The 17,117-nt window shown below is 41.7% G+C and carries 15 protein-coding genes; 13 read left to right on the top strand and 2 right to left on the bottom strand.

Annotated elements, in window-relative coordinates; translation table 11 throughout:
• Positions 1 to 27 precede the first annotated feature (27 nt).
• Positions 28 to 390, bottom strand: a complete 363-nt coding sequence (locus H6G17_RS13505; RefSeq protein ID WP_015152324.1) for a response regulator — start codon at positions 388 to 390, stop codon at positions 28 to 30.
• 107 nt (positions 391 to 497) lie between these two features.
• On the bottom strand, positions 498 to 1,676 hold the full coding sequence (locus tag H6G17_RS13510) for a response regulator (RefSeq protein ID WP_192157907.1): 1,179 nt from the start codon (positions 1,674 to 1,676) through the stop codon (positions 498 to 500).
• Between the two features lie 386 nt (positions 1,677 to 2,062).
• Here H6G17_RS13510 and H6G17_RS34100 point away from each other — a divergent pair, with 386 nt between their 5' ends.
• The 13 genes from H6G17_RS34100 to hepC all read left to right on the top strand — a co-directional run bounded on the left by H6G17_RS34100 (position 2,063) and on the right by hepC (position 16,958).
• On the top strand, positions 2,063 to 2,188 hold the full coding sequence (locus H6G17_RS34100; protein ID WP_277875997.1) for a hypothetical protein: 126 nt from the start codon (positions 2,063 to 2,065) through the stop codon (positions 2,186 to 2,188).
• A gap of 370 nt (positions 2,189 to 2,558) precedes the next feature.
• Positions 2,559 to 3,332 (top strand): glucose-1-phosphate cytidylyltransferase, encoded by a 774-nt coding sequence (gene rfbF, locus H6G17_RS13515; RefSeq protein WP_192157910.1) that lies wholly within the window; start codon positions 2,559 to 2,561, stop codon positions 3,330 to 3,332.
• Positions 3,333 to 3,443: 111 nt separating this feature from the next.
• Positions 3,444 to 4,673 carry an L-2-hydroxyglutarate oxidase gene (gene lhgO / locus H6G17_RS13520; RefSeq protein WP_192157912.1) on the top strand — a complete coding sequence of 410 codons (1,230 nt, stop codon included), beginning with the start codon at positions 3,444 to 3,446 and terminating at the stop codon, positions 4,671 to 4,673.
• Between the two features lie 15 nt (positions 4,674 to 4,688).
• Positions 4,689 to 5,720, top strand: coding sequence for an SDR family oxidoreductase (locus H6G17_RS13525; protein ID WP_192157914.1), 1,032 nt, complete (start codon positions 4,689 to 4,691; stop codon positions 5,718 to 5,720).
• An 84-nt stretch (positions 5,721 to 5,804) separates the two neighbouring features.
• Complete coding sequence (locus H6G17_RS13530) at positions 5,805 to 7,079, top strand: methyltransferase domain-containing protein (RefSeq protein ID WP_192157916.1); 1,275 nt, start codon at positions 5,805 to 5,807, stop codon at positions 7,077 to 7,079.
• Positions 7,080 to 7,095: 16 nt separating this feature from the next.
• The gene (rfbC, locus tag H6G17_RS13535; protein ID WP_192157918.1) at positions 7,096 to 7,638 is read left to right on the top strand and encodes a dTDP-4-dehydrorhamnose 3,5-epimerase; all 543 of its coding nucleotides are present in this window, start codon (positions 7,096 to 7,098) and stop codon (positions 7,636 to 7,638) included.
• A gap of 119 nt (positions 7,639 to 7,757) precedes the next feature.
• Entirely contained in the window at positions 7,758 to 8,570 is an 813-nt protein-coding gene (locus H6G17_RS13540; protein WP_192157920.1) for a sugar phosphate nucleotidyltransferase, read from the top strand.
• 216 nt (positions 8,571 to 8,786) lie between these two features.
• Positions 8,787 to 10,145: a DUF4910 domain-containing protein gene (locus H6G17_RS13545; RefSeq protein ID WP_192157922.1), complete on the top strand. Its 1,359-nt coding sequence runs from the start codon at positions 8,787 to 8,789 to the stop codon at positions 10,143 to 10,145.
• Positions 10,146 to 10,175: 30 nt separating this feature from the next.
• The gene (locus H6G17_RS13550) at positions 10,176 to 11,180 is read left to right on the top strand and encodes an SDR family NAD(P)-dependent oxidoreductase (RefSeq protein ID WP_192157924.1); all 1,005 of its coding nucleotides are present in this window, start codon (positions 10,176 to 10,178) and stop codon (positions 11,178 to 11,180) included.
• A gap of 143 nt (positions 11,181 to 11,323) precedes the next feature.
• Positions 11,324 to 12,100, top strand: coding sequence for a PIG-L family deacetylase (locus H6G17_RS13555; RefSeq protein WP_192157926.1), 777 nt, complete (start codon positions 11,324 to 11,326; stop codon positions 12,098 to 12,100).
• Positions 12,101 to 12,232: 132 nt separating this feature from the next.
• Positions 12,233 to 13,468, top strand: a complete 1,236-nt coding sequence (locus H6G17_RS13560) for a glycosyltransferase (RefSeq protein ID WP_199316705.1) — start codon at positions 12,233 to 12,235, stop codon at positions 13,466 to 13,468.
• Positions 13,469 to 14,505: 1,037 nt separating this feature from the next.
• Complete coding sequence (locus H6G17_RS13565; RefSeq protein WP_192157928.1) at positions 14,506 to 15,681, top strand: glycosyltransferase family 4 protein; 1,176 nt, start codon at positions 14,506 to 14,508, stop codon at positions 15,679 to 15,681.
• A gap of 446 nt (positions 15,682 to 16,127) precedes the next feature.
• A complete protein-coding gene (gene hepC, locus H6G17_RS13570) occupies positions 16,128 to 16,958 on the top strand; it encodes a heterocyst development glycosyltransferase HepC (protein WP_192157930.1) in 831 nt (276 codons plus the stop codon).
• Positions 16,959 to 17,117: the final 159 nt, after the last annotated feature.

A 17,117-nucleotide genomic window follows, 5' to 3' on the forward strand; every position in this document is an offset into this window, starting at 1 on the left:
GCCAAGCAATCGTTATATTAATTCCAATCATTTCAACAGTTGCTTGACAGTTTGCAGTAGTTTTTCTTGATCGATAGGTTTGGTAATATAAGCATCTGCACCTTGTTTCATGCCCCAGAATTTGTCCATTTCGCTACCTTTTGTGGAACACATGACAACAGGAATCATGCTCGTTCCTGCTTCTGATTTGAGATCGCGACAAAGTTCAAAACCGCTCCGACCTGGTAGCACGACATCCAAAATAATTACATCTGGTTTTTGACTACTAATTTTAACTAAAGCTTCTTCTCCGCTAGTTGCTGTTTGAACGCTTAAACCACCGCGTTGTAAGCAACTAGTGATGACTTGCATTTCTGTCATTGAGTCATCGACGACTAAAACTGTACTCATGGCTTCAACCTCTAGAACAAATGAAAATAAACTAGTATTTAGATCGATTACAAGCGATCGGATTTAAGGCAGTGCAAACGAGGACAGCTACATCATAATGAATCATTTTAAAGATCTTCTACCAAAGAATTACTGTTAAGATGTTTAGACGTTACCGACAAAACTGTTTCTGCATCTACTGGCTTACTCAGAAAATCTGAAGCCCCGACAATTTTGGCACGAACTCGATCGATAATGCCATCATTACCAGTAAGGATAATAATGGGAGTGATACGGAAAGCAGAAACTTTACGTAACTGGCTGCAAATTTCATATCCATTGGTATTTGGCATGACTAAATCTAAAAAAATTAAGTCTGGTTTGCGGCTCAACAAACTAGCGATCGCGCGGAGAGAATCTTGAACGGCAAAAAATCTGTAGCCGTTGGCTGTCAAAATTTGTTCCATGCTTTGACAGACTAACGGGCTATCATCTACGCAAGCAATGAGCGGTCCTTTGCCAGAAGGTGTGGATGGCGGCGTTGTGGCTGGCGCTGCTGGAGCGACTGGCGGTGCTAAATCTGGAATATCAATCAGTTCGACTAAACCTGCTTGAATGTAAGGTAGCAAAGAACAAACGACATCTTTAGCATCCCGATTCATGACTACTGATAGATCTCGCAATGTCCGCTGTCCGTCTAGCAGTTTAGTTAGATTTTGATAAACAGCAGGCGATACTTGTTCCTGAAGCTGTTCTGGTTGGTTAATAACTGCGGCTTTATTTGGCGAGCGATCGGCAACTTTTGCTTTTTGCCAGAGCTGCCAAACTTGTTGTACTTCTGATAATAATTGCCCTGGATCGAGTAGTGCTAATTGTGGTAATGCAATGTTATCTGTCTTGCTCTGATATGTTACATGCATGGCTTGAGTGATATCAAACATGACTTCAGAGACAATCGCCGCGATCGTTTTTCCTGCTTGCTCTCTAGTAATTTGCTGTTTCTCTATTCCTGCATTGAGCAAGTGGCATTCCCAGCAATTATCTGAGCTATTTGAAGCGTTAGAGGGAACGGCAGATAGTTTTAACTGTTGAATATCGACTTGCGGACAATGCGATTTTAAAGCTCTATACCAACGTCTAACGGTATGATTTCCTCCAGAGGCGTATAAAATTCTTCCCAGAAATAGATAAATAATCCACTCTTGTCCTACAGAGCTTTTTAGTAATAATTGTCCGCTGAACCTCTCTTGTTTTAAAGTATTAAGATGATTGACAAAATCATGGCTTGCTATCGGTTCTGTCATCATAAGATAATTTATTGACTTACAAAAAATTTTGCGTTCGTTGCCAAGTTCGGAATATCAATAGGAAATCGTAGTTTATTCAAAATTTAGTAATAATATGAAAAAACTTTCAAATTTAAAAAATAATGAGTAAAATTACTCCGTTGTTTGACCTTCTGTTAAGCTCAGATGTGAAAGCAAAAAAGAAAAACGCTCGGTAATAAAGCTAATTAAACTCCCGTCATAATGTAGCCTCGATCATGACATTAGCTCAAAGTAGCAAGTAACCGTATGAATACTGAATTTATCAAGCTGAAATAGCATCACGTACGTGTTATCAATGGCTTTTTAGCTGCATAAAAGGTATTTATCTAGTAATAGAAGCTCGCAAAGAGGAGTTTTTTTGTAATTTGCCGATCGAACTCGTACTAGTCTCAGTTAAAGTTGCAAGTTGGCGATCGCGTCTCAAACCGCTGCTCAAAAATGAAGGAGCAGCAACAGAGTTGCGATCGAACAACTATTCAGGTAGGGTGTGAGTAGAGCTATGAGGAGAGTGCTTTTGTGGCTGCGATCGCATGACAGCAGAAGCTTGAGAAACAGCATGAGTGAGGGTTCGACGCTATTTAGCCGCACCCGCAAGTCTGGAGCGTCGAATTAAACACTTCCAATCGTGCTATTTACAAGGTCAGAAAGTTTACAAACTTAGCTTTGGTTCGACAACTTCTTTACTAAGTTTTTATATACCATAAAGTATATTTACTGTGTCTTTACACTATATAAGCAATCTGCATACTACTATTGTTACGCAGATGGTTAATTTATACTTGTTTATAAAATTAGCAAAACAGTGACAAAGCAATCGATTGGAAAGACAAGAGGAAACCTGCAAAGTTTTGAGGTGCTTGCATGAAAGCAGTCATACTGGCTGGAGGGCTTGGGACTCGTCTGAGTGAGGAAACCACCGTCAGACCAAAGCCGATGGTGGAGATTGGTGGCAGACCGATCTTGTGGCACATTATGAAAATTTACTCTGCCTCTGGTATTAATGATTTTATTATCTGTTGCGGTTACAAAGGATACTTAATCAAGGAATACTTTGCCAACTATTTTTTGCATATGTCAGACGTAACGTTTGACATGCGTTTTAATCAAATGAACGTTCACTGTGGTTATGCCGAGCCTTGGCGAGTCACTCTAGTAGATACGGGTGATAAAACCATGACTGGTGGAAGACTCAAGCGCGTTAGAGAACATATTGGTAATGAAACTTTCTGCTTCACCTACGGCGACGGCGTGAGTAGCGTAAATATCAAAGAGATAGTCAAATTTCACAAAGAGCAAAATACTTTAGCAACTCTAACCGCCAGCCAACCACCGGGACGCTTTGGTGCAATTCATCTGGAAGGAGATCAGACCAAGATTACTAGCTTTCGAGAAAAACCAGATGGCGATGGAGCATGGGTCAATAGTGGTTTCTTTGTTCTAGAACCAGAAACGATTGACTTGATTGAAGATGATAATACAGTTTGGGAACAAGAACCATTACAAAAACTGGCGCAGATGGACGAGCTATCAGCCTACAAGCACCCTGGTTTTTGGCAACCGATGGATACGCTGCGAGACAAACACCTGCTTGAAGAACTTTGGAATAGTGGCAACGCTCCTTGGAAGGTATGGTAGGTACGTCAAAAGTTAAGTAGGGGCGGGTTGATGTCTCAACTCTTAGGTGAACGATTGACCATCGAGCATTAAACTCGCTTTGACAAGTGTAATATTAGTCACTTCAATCGCATGAATAATAATCTTACGTATGATTTCGCGATCGTTGGTGGTGGGATAGTAGGGTTGGCTACAGCCATGACGCTAGGCGATTGCTATCCCGCTGCCAAAATTCTAGTCTTAGAAAAAGAAAACGATTGGGCATCTCATCAAACTGGGAATAACAGCGGCGTTATCCACTCGGGCATTTACTACAAGCCAGGTAGCTTCAAAGCTAGATTCTGTCGAGAAGGCAGTCGCTCGATGGTAAAGTTCTGTCAGCAGCACGATATTCCTCATGAAGTTTGCGGCAAAGTCATTATTGCCACGACTACCGCACAACTGCCATTACTAGATAATCTTTATGAAAGAGGTATAGCTAATGGCTTGGGCGTGAGAAAGTTGAGTGTGGCAGAAGTTGCGGAATACGAACCGCATGTCAGCTGTTTGGCAGGAATCCACGTCCCTACAACCGGAATCGTGGACTACAAAAAGGTTGCGCAGAAGTATGTCGAAATAATTCAAGCTCAGGGTGGAGAATTAAAGCTCGGTACTAAGGTAGAACGAATCCGACATACGAGCAACAGGACAGTGCTAGACACTAACTCTGGTAGCTTTGAGACAAAGTTTACGATCAATTGTGCCGGGCTGCAGAGCGATCGCATTGCCAAAAAGAGCGGAGTCGATCCCCAAGCCAAAATCGTACCTTTTCGGGGCGAGTACTACGAACTCATACCAGAAAAACGCTACTTAGTCAAAGGCTTGATCTACCCCGTACCCAATCCGGCTTTCCCCTTCTTGGGCGTACATTTTACCCGCATGATTGATGGCAGCGTTCACGCTGGACCTAATGCCGTCTTGAGTTTCAAGCGCGAAGGCTATCACAAAACAGATTTTGACTTCAAGGATTTGGCAGAAGTGCTAACCTATCCAGCCTTTTGGAAATTAGCTGCCAAACACGCCGATGAAGGAATTAAAGAGATCGTTCGTTCTTGGAGCAAAGCTGCCTTTGTCAGGAGTCTACAACAATTGATTCCAGAGGTACGAGAACAAGATGTCGTGCCAACTCACGCGGGAGTGAGAGCGCAAGCACTCAAAGCTGATGGTAGTTTGGTGGATGACTTTTTACTCGTGCCAGGAAAAAATGCCATGCACGTTTGTAATGCCCCTTCCCCAGCTGCTACCTCTTCACTAGAGATTGGTAAGGCAATTGTTGCCGCAATTTCCCAATCCCCCTCCCAGGCAAACACAGTCAAAGTATAGGAAGAATAATTATAAATGAAAGTATTAGTTACAGGTACAGAAGGATATTTAGGCTGTTTACTACCACCACTATTAATCAAACGGGGACATGAAGTTCTAGGAGTAGACACCGGATTCTACAAAGTTGGCTGGTTGTACAACGGGACTGAGACGACGGCTCAAACCTTAAATAAAGATATTCGTCACATCACTACAGAAGATTTGCAGGGTGTAGAGGCGATCGTTCATATGGCAGAATTGTCCAACGATCCTACCGGACAACTCGCCCCCAATATTACTTATGACATTAACCACAAAGGTTCAGTACGGTTAGCAAATTTAGCCAAAGCTGCTGGTATTCGTCGTTTCGTGTACATGTCCTCTTGCAGCGTCTACGGTGTTGCCACCGAGGGAGATGTGACAGAGGCTTCTCCTGTGAATCCGCAAACTGCCTATGCCGAGTGTAAAGCTTTGGTAGAGCGGGATTTAACGGCAATGGCAGATGATAGCTTCTCGCCTACATTCATGAGAAATGCTACAGCATTTGGTGCTTCGCCACGGATGCGCTTTGATATCGTTCTGAACAACTTATCTGGATTGGCATGGACGACAAAGGAAATCAAAATGACGAGTGACGGTACGCCTTGGCGACCTTTAGTACACGCACTAGATATATGCAAAGCAATTATTTGTACCCTAGAAGCGCCACGGGACATCGTTCACAATCAAATCTTTAACGTCGGGGATACGGCGCACAATTATCAAGTACGAGAAATTGCCGAAATTGTAGCTGAAGCTTTTCCTGGCTGTCAGGTGAGTTTCGGGGACAGTGGATCGGATAATCGCAGTTACCGAGTCAGTTTTGAGAAGATTAACTCTACCTTACCAGGGTTTAAGTGTGAGTGGGATGCACGGCGGGGAGCAAAACAGTTATTTGAGTTGTTTAGTGGAATTCAAATGACTGCTGATGTATTTACTTCCAGAGGGTTTACTCGCTTGAAGCAATTGGAGTATCTATTGGAAACAGGACAGTTGGATCGAGATTTCTTTTGGAATCAACCAAAATAATTCTGTTTGCTCAAACTTCAGTTTCCACTCTTTGAGTGGAATTTATTTTGTAATTTAGCTCTGAATCGTAGGAGAGATCGGATAGTGAGTAAAAAGTGTCGTTTTTGTGGTAACGAACTGCGATATACTTTTGCAGATTTAGGTATGTCACCTATAGCAAATGATAATTTAACTTTAGAACACTTAAACCGTGCTGAGAAATTTTATCCACTCCACACATACGTCTGCGATCGCTGTCTTCTGGTACAGTTAGAGGAATTTGAATCTCCCGAACACATTTTTGGTGACGGTGACTATGCTTATTTTTCTTCTTACTCCGAAAGCTGGCTCAGACATGCCAAAGCTTATACTGAGTTGATGGTAGAAAGATTCAAATTTAACGCAGCTAGCCAAGTGGTTGAAATTGCTAGCAACGACGGTTACTTGCTGCAATATTTTCATCAAAAAGGCATTCCAGTACTAGGAGTAGAACCAGCTGCAAACACTGCTAAAGCAGCTGCTGAAAAAGGAATTCCAACTTGGGTAAAATTCTTTGGCGTAAATACGGCTAAAGAAATGGTAGCAGAAGGAAAATCGGCAGACCTATTGTTGGGAAATAACGTTCTAGCTCACGTTCCCGATGTGAATGATTTTATCGGTGGCATGAAAATTGTCTTGAAGCTAAATGGCATCTTGACAATGGAATTTCCTCACTTACTGCAACTAATGCAGCAAAATCAGTTTGACACGATTTATCACGAACATTTTTCTTACTACTCCTTCATTACAGTAGAGAAGATGTTTGCCGCGCACGGTTTAACGTTGTTTGATGTCGAAGAACTTTCAACGCATGGCGGTTCTTTACGAATTTACGGCAAGCATAGCGATACAGTGGAACCAGCAGTTAGCAACCGCGTCAAGCAACTGAAAGCAAAAGAAGCGGCTGCTGGGTTGGAAGATATTGAAACTTACTTGACATTTGGCGAACAAGTCAAAGCAACTAAGCGTAAGCTGCTAAAATTTCTGATTGAAGCTAAATCTCAAGGAAAGAGAATCGCTGCCTACGGTGCGCCAGCTAAAGGCAATACCCTACTAAATTACTGCGGTGTGGGCAAAGACTTCATCGACTATACCGTAGATCGCAGTCCTTACAAACAAGGTTTATTTCTACCTGGAACTCATATTCCAATTCTACATCCCGATAAAATCCGCGAAACACAGCCCGATTACGTGTTGATTTTACCCTGGAATTTGAAAGAAGAGATTATGACCCAGATGGCATACATTGCTGAATGGGGTGGACAGTTTGTCGTGCCGATTCCAGAAGTACGAGTTTATCCAGCGCTTCAGCAACAGGTTTTGTCTACTATAGCTAGCTAATGCCACTATCAAGCCTATGCTTTTTACTGAAACGGCGCTCCAAGGAGCGTACATCATTGACATAGAGCCAAAAGAGGATAGTCGGGGTTTTTTTGCGCGGACTTTTTGCGATCGCGAATTTGCTGCGCTTGGCTTAGAAATTACTAACGTCCAGTGCAGCATTGCCTTCAATCATAAAAAAGGTACGTTGCGAGGAATGCATTACCAAGCGGCTCCAGCAACAGAGGCAAAGTTAGTTCGCTGTACTCAAGGAGCAATCTACGATTGTATTGTCGATTTGCGCCCTGATTCTCCCACATACTTATCTCATATCTGTGTGGAGTTGACTGCCGATAATCATAGGGCGCTATATATTCCAGAAATGTTCGCTCATGGCTATCAAACTCTTGACGATAATACAGAGATAGCGTACCAGATGAATAAGTCTTATACGCCTGGATACGAGCGGGGGTTGCGCTACAACGATCCGATTTTGGATATTCAGTGGCAGCTACCAGTCAGCGAAATTTCTCGCAAAGATCTGGAATGGGATTTGCTAGAAACGGTTTTAATTAAATAGTCATCCTGTTGGAAGTGAGTCGTGAGTAGTGAGTACTGACAATTGGTAGTTGGTATTTGGTAGTTGGTTAAGAGGCAAGGGGACGCTGACAACTGATAACTGGCACCTGATAACTGTAAATGGCAACTTATAACTATAATCCACAGCAGGAAGTCATCGGACTGTTACCAGCAGGGGGACAAGCAACGCGCATTTCTCCCTTGCCTTGTAGCAAGGAATTGTATCCGATTGGCTTTCGCTCTCAAGCAGATGGTAGTGTGCGTCCCAAAGTTGTATCTCATTACTTGCTGGAAAAGATGCAAACGGCAGGGATTCGGAAGGCTTTCTTTCTCCTACGCCCTGGAAAATGGGATATTCCTGCCTATTTTGGCGACGGCGAAATTGTAGGTTTGGACTTAGGCTATCTGGTAGTAGGTTTACCCTTTGGCGTGCCATATACCCTCGATCGCGCGTATCCTTTTGTTAAAGATGCAGCGATCGCGATGGGGTTTCCCGATATTCTCTTTCAACCAGATGATACCTACAAGCGTTTGCTGACAAGGCTTTATGCTGGCAATGTAGATGTAGCAATCAACTTGCTACCGCTTGAGCAGCCGCATAAAGGTGGTATGGTTGACTTCGGCGATCGAGGACGGGTAAGGCAGATTATTGAAAAACCCGCCCAAAGTGAATTGCAATACAGTTGGTGTGCTGCCGTCTGGAAACCAAGTTTTACAGAGTTTCTCCATCAATTTGTTGCTAAGTTAGAAATAGAGCGACAGAATAATTCTTCTCCACCCCGCGAAGTTCCGATTGGAGATGTTTTTCAAGCAGCAATTGATGCTGGTTTGCAAGTAGAAGCAGAAATCTGCGATCGCCAACCGTACTTAGATATCGGTACTCCAGCAGATTTACAGCGAGCCATACGCTACTTAACATCTGAGGAAATGTAGCGTTTGAAATTGATGAAAAGCTCCTCACGTATTATTCGTTCAATTTGATTCTTAGATCTCATATAAATATCTTAAGTCTCTAAAATAGATCGAATCATCCGATTTCGATTAATCTTCTACATTTTGGTCGAAAATAGTTCTGATTCGCAGAACCTGTTAAAATAATTTTGAATACATATATAAAATTAGTAACAAACTTGTTGTAGGAGTAAAATTATGGTTCAAGTTAGTCCGAGCATTCATAATTTATCTTCTTTAAGGAAATCTCTCAACTCAAACGATATAGGGCGGCAAATTTATCAAATGATCTCTCGGTTATATCCAATTTGTCGTAGTATTACAGGCAATGGAGTCCGAGAAACCCTAAAAAATATTCAAGAACACATTCCTCTAGAAATAGCAGAAATTCCTACAGGTACGGAAGTCTTTGACTGGACGATACCAAAAGAATGGAATATTAAAGATGCATATATCAAAAACTCAAGAGGTGAGAAGATTGTAGATTTTCAGGAATGCAATTTGCACGTCGTGAACTATAGCGTTCCCGTACGTAAAACTGTCAACTTATCTAAATTAAAAGGACATCTACATACGCTCCCAGAATATCCCGATCGCATTCCATATCGAACTTCATACTATAAAGAAACTTGGGGTTTTTGCTTAAGTCACACACAATTTTTATCGCTGGAAGAGGAAGAATACGAAATTTGTATTGAGTCGAGTCTAGAACCTGGATATTTGACCTATGGCGAATATTATTTACCAGGCGAAACGCGAGAAGAAATTTTAATTTCCTGCCATACCTGCCATCCATCATTATGTAACGATAATCTGTCCGGTATATCGTTAGCTACATTGTTAGCCAAACACCTCAGTCAAATTCAACAACGAAGATACTCCTATAGATTTCTGTTTATTCCAGGTACGATTGGTTCCGTGACCTGGTTAGCTTTAAACGAGCAAAATGTCAATAAAATTGCTCACGGTTTAGTTGTTACTGGTGTAGGTGACGCAGGAAAATATACTTATAAAAGAAGTCGCCGGGGTGACACCCAGATAGATCGAGCTGCAATCCACGTCATGCAACACTCTGGCTCGGAATATCAAGTTATTGACTTTTTTCCCTACGGTTACGACGAACGGCAATATTGTTCTCCCGGGTTTAATTTGCCAGTAGGTTGTTTCATGCGATCCTCCCACGGTCAGTATTCTGAGTATCATACTTCCGCAGATAATTTGAGCTTCGTGCAACCCGAGTATTTAGGTGACTCGTTCGCCAAATTCTTGTCAATTTTGCACGTATTAGAAAATAATCGCACTTACTTAAATCAAAATCCTAAATGCGAACCACGCCTGGGTAAAAGAGGACTGTACAGAGCTGTAGGCGGTCATGCAGAAGAGCAAGTGAACGAGCTAGCTTTGTTATGGGTTCTCAACTTATCTGATGGCGAATATAGTTTATTAGACATAGCCGAGCGATCGCAACTCAGTTTTGATGTCATCAAGCAAGCAGCAGACGCTCTAGCGGACTGCGAGCTGTTGAAAGCTAAGCCAGAACCAGGTATGAAAGCATAAAGAATTTTCATAAAATACATCTATATATAGATGAGTCAATCTGACTGCGATCTAGACTATGACAAAGAAGATGAATCTATTGCCCAAATAGTTGAAGTTAAAATGAGTGATGCGCTGGCGGAATTATCGGGAAAGAAAATTTTAGTCACGGGTGCGAGTGGATTTTTGGGTTCTCATTTGTGCGATCGCCTATGTCAAAATGGTGCGGAAGTTCATGCGATTTCTCGCACAGAACGCACGACAGATCGTGAATTACTGCATTGGTGGCAAGGCAATGTGGAAGATTTAGAAGTCGTGCAAAACCTATTTCAGACAATTCAGCCCCAGATAGTCTTTCATTTATCTGGGCTGATTACTGGTGTTGCTGGTTTAGAGTTGGTGTTGCCCACATTTCACAGCTTAGTAGTGAGTACTGTCAATATCTTGACAGTTGCGACTCAAATGCAGTGCGATCGCATAGTCACGCTCGGTTCATTAGAGGAACCAGAACCAAAACAGGGTGAAATTGCCCCAATTTCACCCTATTCTGCTGCTAAGTGGGCTAGTGTTGCTTACAGCCGGATGTTTCACCATCTCTACCAAACACCTGTAGTTCTCGTGCGCCCGTTTATGACCTACGGACCCAGGCAACCCATTCATAAAATTATTCCTTCCGTGACCCTATCTCTACTCCAAGGCGAAGCTCCCAAACTAGCCAGTGGTACGCGAGAAGTTGACTGGATCTACGTTGATGATGTGATTGACGGTATGCTAGCGGCAGCAAGAGTAGCTGGAGTTGAAGGATCTATCTTCGATCTGGGTTCGGGCAATTTAGTTTCTATTCGTTCGCTCGTAGAACAACTGACGCAAATAATTAACCCACAAATAAAACCTTTGTTTGGTGCTTTACCCGACCGACCAGTAGAAAAAGTGCGAGTAGCAAACATAACCTTGACTTCAGATAAATTAGACTGGCAGCCGAAAATTTCTCTAGAAACAGGCTTAGTTTCTACAGTTGATTGGTTTCGTCAGCAGTCAAAAGCCGAGCGCACTTAAAGCGCTTGTAGTTTTATGCTTCTGCACTAAATTGTCCAATGAAAAATTTATGCCAATTGCTTCAGTCTTCATTAGTTACAGCGAGTGCAAGCTGTAATTCTGAGTTTGAAACAAGCGATTGATAAATATGGTTAGTAAAAAATATGACGAGTAAAAAAAGAGTACAAGAAATTATTAACAGGCTGAAAGTTATTATAGGTTTACATTTAAGAAATCTAACTTCTTATTTATTATTTTTATGGATTGTAGCGGGCAAAAGCAAACCTCTAGCGCTCAGCCAGAAATCGGCGATCGTTTTTGCTCCTCACCAAGATGATGAAACTTTAGGCTGTGGTGGCGCGATCGCCCTCAAACGGCAGCAGGGAGTCCCAGTGAAAGTCGTGTTTATGACTGACGGGCGCTATGGTTTCCTCGATCGGATGGAAACGGCAGAAGTTATCAGCTTGCGTAAAAAAGAAGCTCAGACTGCGCTTGATGCTCTTGGTGTGGCTGATTCAGAGATTATTTTTCTCGACCAAATCGACGGTACTTTGGCTAGCTTGACCAGTGAATTGCGCCAAAACTTAGTCGAGCAGATCGTTCAATTGTTACAAAAAACTACGCCAGGCGAAGTGTACGTTCCTCATCGCAAAGATTTTCACGCCGATCACGAAGCAACTTACGATCTAGTCCGTACTGCGATCGCCCAGTCTGGAATGCAGGTAGAGCTACTACAATATCCCATTTGGATCTTCTGGCAAAATCCTCTGTCATTTCAACTTCAAGGGAGAGATCTCGACGGCGCTTATCGACTAACGATTAATTCCGTTCGCGATCGAAAACATCAAGCTATAGAAACTTATCAATCGCAGATTCCCGGTCTCAGTCGTGGTTTCTTACGACGATTTTTTTCGCCATACGAATTATTTTTCAAACAATAAAGTCATTTCGACTTTACAGTTACAAGTTATTAAGAACAGATAATGTTCGCGGTAAACTAAAATAGTAGCCTGAATGTTCGCAGTAAACTAAAATAATAACTCTGTTTTTAGGTAAAAACAGAGTTCAGATATATGAATATTCTAAATATAGATAGCAATAGAACAACTATGATTGCTAACTTTTTGCATCGTCTGGGTCACTACTTCAATTTTATTGTTGGCAAAATTAAAGGTCGAATTAATCGTCTTAAAGTTGCTTCTTTTAAGCCAGAAGGCATTGCCAAAGGAAACGCGCTAATTTCATATAACCTCGATCCATTTCTTGCCAAATCTACTGAAGCAGTTTGCAATAAGCACACCCATCATTGGGAAACTGTGGAGATGGTGAGAATCTTGTTAGATTTAGGTTATTGCGTTGACGTTATTACCTTATTTAACAATTTATTCATACCCAAAAAAAAATATTCTATCGCGATCGATAGTCGGCACAATCTAGAAAGATTAGCTCCACTGCTCGATCGGGATTGTATCAGAGTTTTGTACGCTGATACAGCTCATATTGTATTTCACAACGCAGCGGAGTGTAATCGATTATATGCTTTACAGCAAAGAAGAGGTGTAACTTTACGCAATAACAGGTTTGAGCTACCGAATAAAGGAGTTGAATACGCAGACTGCGCGATCGTTTTAGGAAATGAATTTACTATTAATACCTTTAAATATGCTCGCAAATCGATATATCGCGTGCCAATTTCTACAACTGAAATTTATCCATTTCCCGAAGAGAAAGATTTTGCTACTTGTTGCCAGCGTTTTTTATGGTTTGGTAGTAATGGAGCAGTTCATAAAGGGTTAGATCTAGTTTTAGAAGCTTTTGCAGAAATGCCAGATTACCACTTAACTATCTGCGGTCCAATCAGCAAAGAACTAGATTTTGAAAAAGCCTTTTATAGAGAACTTTATCATACTCCTAACATTCATACTTATGGGTGGATTGATGTTAGTAGTTCTGACTTTGTAAAAATTGCTAATTCTTGTCTTGGCATTATTTATCCTTCATGTTCTGAAGGTGGCGGCGGTTGTGTAATTACCTGTATGCACGCTGGTTTAATCCCAATTGTGACTTACGAAGCTAGTGTAGATGTCAGAAATGATTATGGAGTTATTTTAAAAGAAGCTTCCATAGCAGAGATTAAAAAAGAGATTCAGAAAATCTCTAGCCTACCTCCAGCAGACTTAAAGGCAATGGCACGGCGATCGTGGGAATTTGTGAGAGCAAATCATACACGAGAGAAGTATTCTCAAGAATATCGTAGGGTAATAACAGAAATTATTGATGTTTTTGGAAAATTTAAAGATTTAAATTAATTGGAAACTGCTATTTAATTTATCTCAACTAGCTTTTGAGTAAGTGAAATAATAGTTTAATTAGGTTGGGTAAAATTAGCTTATCGCTATTTCTTGAGTGACAACTTACATGAGTTTAGCAGTCAATCCAAGATTTTTCGTTGAGGCAAGTGTCTCAAAAAGGATAGATTATAAAAAAAAGACAATCGATTAGTACTATTTTTGGTGTCGCTTCTTGAAATCGAAATAGGCATAACTGAATAGAGGAAGTCGAGCTGCAACAGAATAGCAAATGATTCTCAATAAATCGAAAATTTCCCAGCGATCTAGGTTGTCATTTTAGACCGCATAAGCGTACGATTTTTGAAGTGAGGATAGTTATAGAGTTTGTATAACTGACATAACTCATGCTCATCGCGATCGCAAAAATCTCAAGGGCAAAATAGCTAGACTCTAGATGCACCCTATCTCACCGAGAAAAACTACGACTTTGTGAAGAGGTAAACGGATTGTCATACAATTACAATTGGTGAGCGATTCGTAATCGATTTATGGTTGTGTAGCTAATGCTGGTGCTTTCTAAAGCATCTGTCATAGTAAGTGATAAATATTCTTGTTCTTCTCAGGAGCAATTGTTTTGAGCAGAGCCACTTTGGAGAATATAGAGAAATTCTTCGATTTTATTTCAGGCATCTGCTATATTGCGAAGGAGAATGGGATTATAACTGAGAATTTTGCGCTAAAGAGATGGGCAATCACATCTGTATAATCCGCTTATACCGACTTTATACCGATTGAGAGGCTGAGATTGACTATGAATGCTGACTTGCTTGACGCGATCGCCAATTCCGAAGCTTGGTGCGCCCGTAAGCAACTCGCTCTCTCAAGAAACATGATATGCAAATGACTCATTAGCTTTGGTTGATACAATGCTAAGTTTTTCTCATGCTAGGTTGGATTGCGCCACACTAGCTTGTAAGTGCCGAAATGTGACGGCAGCAGAGGTAAAGGCTCTCGCTAGAGCGTAATATTAATTGTTAATTTGGTCATGGGCTTAGATGATATCAGATCGTTTGCCAAAACAAGATAACTCTGTAGCTACACCTGCACGTATTGACTGCGTTGGTATGGGATGGTTTCCGTACGTGCCAGGAGGACTAGACCGCTACGTATACGAACTAACGCATCATCTAGCTGCGGCAGGCGATCGCGTTACCTTATATGGTCTGGGTTTGCCAATACTCGATAACTCAGCAGTAGAGTTAGTCAATTTAGCTGCACCCGACCTTCCCCTCTGGCAGCGATTATGGTCAACTCGTTGTAACTTTGCCGAGCGGCAATTGCAGAAGCCGGACGCAATTAACCTGAATTTTGCTCTATACAGTTTGCCATTGTTGCAGAGTTTGCCGAAGGGTGTACCAATAACCTTCACTTTCCACGGTCCTTGGGCATTAGAAAGCGCTCAGGAAGGTAGCAGTCAACTGAGCGTGTTGCTAAAACAGCACTTGGTAGAAAAAACGGTTTATCGTCGTTGCGATCGCTTCATCGTTCTCAGCCGTGCCTTTGGCGATATTTTGCATCAAACATATCAAGTTCCGTGGCACAAAATTAATATCATTCCAGGTGGGGTTGACTTACAACGCTTCCAGCCCAACTTATCGCGGCAACAAGCTCGGACTCATTTAAACTTTCCTTCAGACCGATTGATTCTATTCGCGCCCCGTCGCTTGGTTCACCGCATGGGTTTAGACAAGTTACTGCTAGCCCTGGCACAAATCAAGCCAAAAATTCCTGATGTCTGGTTGGCTATAGCTGGTAAAGGACCGCTCAAACCAGTTTTAGAACAACAAGTCGCAGAGATGGAACTGCAAGAACACGTAAAATTTCTAGGTTTTTTACCAGACGAGCAATTACCGATCGCTTACCAAGCAGCAGATCTTTGTGTCATGCCCAGCCAATCATTGGAAGGTTTTGGTTTAACAGTTTTAGAATCTCTTGCTTGCGGTACTCCCGTGTTATGTACTCCTATAGGTGGAATGCCAGAAATTTTAGCTCCGTTTTCACCAAAATTAATTGCTGATACAAGCGAGGCAACTGCGATCGCTCGGAGATTAGCGGAATTACTGACCGACCCAAGCTCGTTACCTTCTAGAGATGCTTGTCGGCAGTATGCTGCAACTCATTTTGATTGGCAGAAGATCGTATTACAAGTGCGCCAAGTCTTGTTAAGATAATGTGCCAATTATTCAACCTCAAATTTTTAAGTCCTGTTCTAGGAAAGTTAGTACTTGCTAATCGAAAGGATTAGTGGTACTGCGTAGGCTTTATATATTTTTTATAAAAGTTTTATATAGTTCGAGTATTGACTGTAAAGAAACAGTGAAAGCTGGCTAATATCGTGGTGGTTTTAGGGGATTTTGCATAACATAAGTATAAATTTGCTCAGTCATTTCCGAAATCACGTAAGTCCAACGTGTCATCTTATTTAAGACATACAAATCTAAAACTTTTTAATCGCCATTTTACACAAGTTGAGGTCATACTCTTGAAAATACTTGGACAGATTGATTTGTAAGTCAGTTCGCCTGTAAGCAAATAAATATCTCTATTAGAGATTCCAATTTGCATTTAATTCTGGATCTCATCCCTGCTTGGGGAATTGAAACACTATAGCCGTTACATGTCAACATCTAAAGCTGGAATTATGCCTAATAGCTCTACTATCGAGCGAGAGCGCCAAACTAATCAAATTTTGCGCTATAAACTGAGGTGGCGACAACAATATCTAGTTGTAAATTTAGCGTCAACAACAAGAAAAATGTATCTCTCTGGGCTTGACACTCAGGAATGGTTGGTAGACCGTTTAAAGCTGTCATCATTAAAGGGAGTATGCCTCAATCCTAATCTTGGGGAGGTAGAGATCGAACTATGGACTGAGGCGTGCGCTCAAGCAAACAAAACAGCATTTCTGCGCTTACCACTGCAACTGAGAAGAGCAAAGCGACAAAATCTGATGGGTGGGAAATTGCAGGAGCTGCTCGACCGAGCGATCGCGGCTCTGTTAATTTTATTGCTCAGTCCTGCACTACTCGCATTGCTCTGCATATCCTGCTGGCGATCGCCAAACCCATTCACCTGCGATCGGCAGTGGTATGTGAGCCAGCAAGGTAAGCTATTCAGACTATACAAATTTCAATTAATCGCAACAGCCAATTCTAGACTACGAGAAAACGACGCACAGCACGAGTCAAAAAGTCTGCTGGAGCGTTACGGGCGCTTTCAACTCGAAGATTTGGATCGATGGCTGCGTAAATATCATTTCGATAGACTGCCGAAGCTATTCAATGCTTTGCGAGGAGAGATCGGGATTGTCGAACGACGCTATCTGACTTTGGAGCAAGTGGTAAGGCTGAGTTTAGACAAAAAAGCACTTGACAAAAAGCAACTTTTAGAAACGCGACACCAAGAACCACAGTCCGAACGCAGCATAGAAAAACTGCACTCGGTATGAGTGGAGTACAAGCACTAAGCATCAATGATTGTTTGTTTAGCAGTTTTTGATTTAGGTGTTGTCAGAAAATACATAACTGAATCTTCAGTTCATCTACAATTTCGATCTGTTAGCTACCAGCTAGCAGCTAGCACAGCGATCGACCAAGCTCTAATAGCA

The sequence above is a fragment of the Chroococcidiopsis sp. [FACHB-1243] genome (genome assembly GCF_014696895.1).
In the GTDB taxonomy this organism is placed as follows: domain Bacteria; phylum Cyanobacteriota; class Cyanobacteriia; order Cyanobacteriales; family Chroococcidiopsidaceae; genus Chroococcidiopsis.

Excerpts from the sequence above, each read along its gene's own strand:
- H6G17_RS13505 (WP_015152324.1), bottom strand. The coding sequence starts at position 390 with ATGAGTACAGTTTTAGTCGTCGATGACTCAATGACAGAAATGCAAGTC.
- H6G17_RS13510 (WP_192157907.1), bottom strand. The coding sequence starts at position 1,676 with ATGATGACAGAACCGATAGCAAGCCATGATTTTGTCAATCATCTTAAT.
- rfbF (WP_192157910.1), top strand. The coding sequence starts at position 2,559 with ATGAAAGCAGTCATACTGGCTGGAGGGCTTGGGACTCGTCTGAGTGAG.
- lhgO (WP_192157912.1), top strand. The coding sequence starts at position 3,444 with ATGAATAATAATCTTACGTATGATTTCGCGATCGTTGGTGGTGGGATA.
- H6G17_RS13525 (WP_192157914.1), top strand. The coding sequence starts at position 4,689 with ATGAAAGTATTAGTTACAGGTACAGAAGGATATTTAGGCTGTTTACTA.
- rfbC (WP_192157918.1), top strand. The coding sequence starts at position 7,096 with ATGCTTTTTACTGAAACGGCGCTCCAAGGAGCGTACATCATTGACATA.
- H6G17_RS13540 (WP_192157920.1), top strand. The coding sequence starts at position 7,758 with ATGGCAACTTATAACTATAATCCACAGCAGGAAGTCATCGGACTGTTA.
- H6G17_RS13545 (WP_192157922.1), top strand. The coding sequence starts at position 8,787 with ATGGTTCAAGTTAGTCCGAGCATTCATAATTTATCTTCTTTAAGGAAA.
- H6G17_RS13550 (WP_192157924.1), top strand. The coding sequence starts at position 10,176 with ATGAGTCAATCTGACTGCGATCTAGACTATGACAAAGAAGATGAATCT.
- H6G17_RS13555 (WP_192157926.1), top strand. The coding sequence starts at position 11,324 with ATGACGAGTAAAAAAAGAGTACAAGAAATTATTAACAGGCTGAAAGTT.
- H6G17_RS13560 (WP_199316705.1), top strand. The coding sequence starts at position 12,233 with ATGAATATTCTAAATATAGATAGCAATAGAACAACTATGATTGCTAAC.
- H6G17_RS13565 (WP_192157928.1), top strand. The coding sequence starts at position 14,506 with ATGATATCAGATCGTTTGCCAAAACAAGATAACTCTGTAGCTACACCT.
- hepC (WP_192157930.1), top strand. The coding sequence starts at position 16,128 with ATGTCAACATCTAAAGCTGGAATTATGCCTAATAGCTCTACTATCGAG.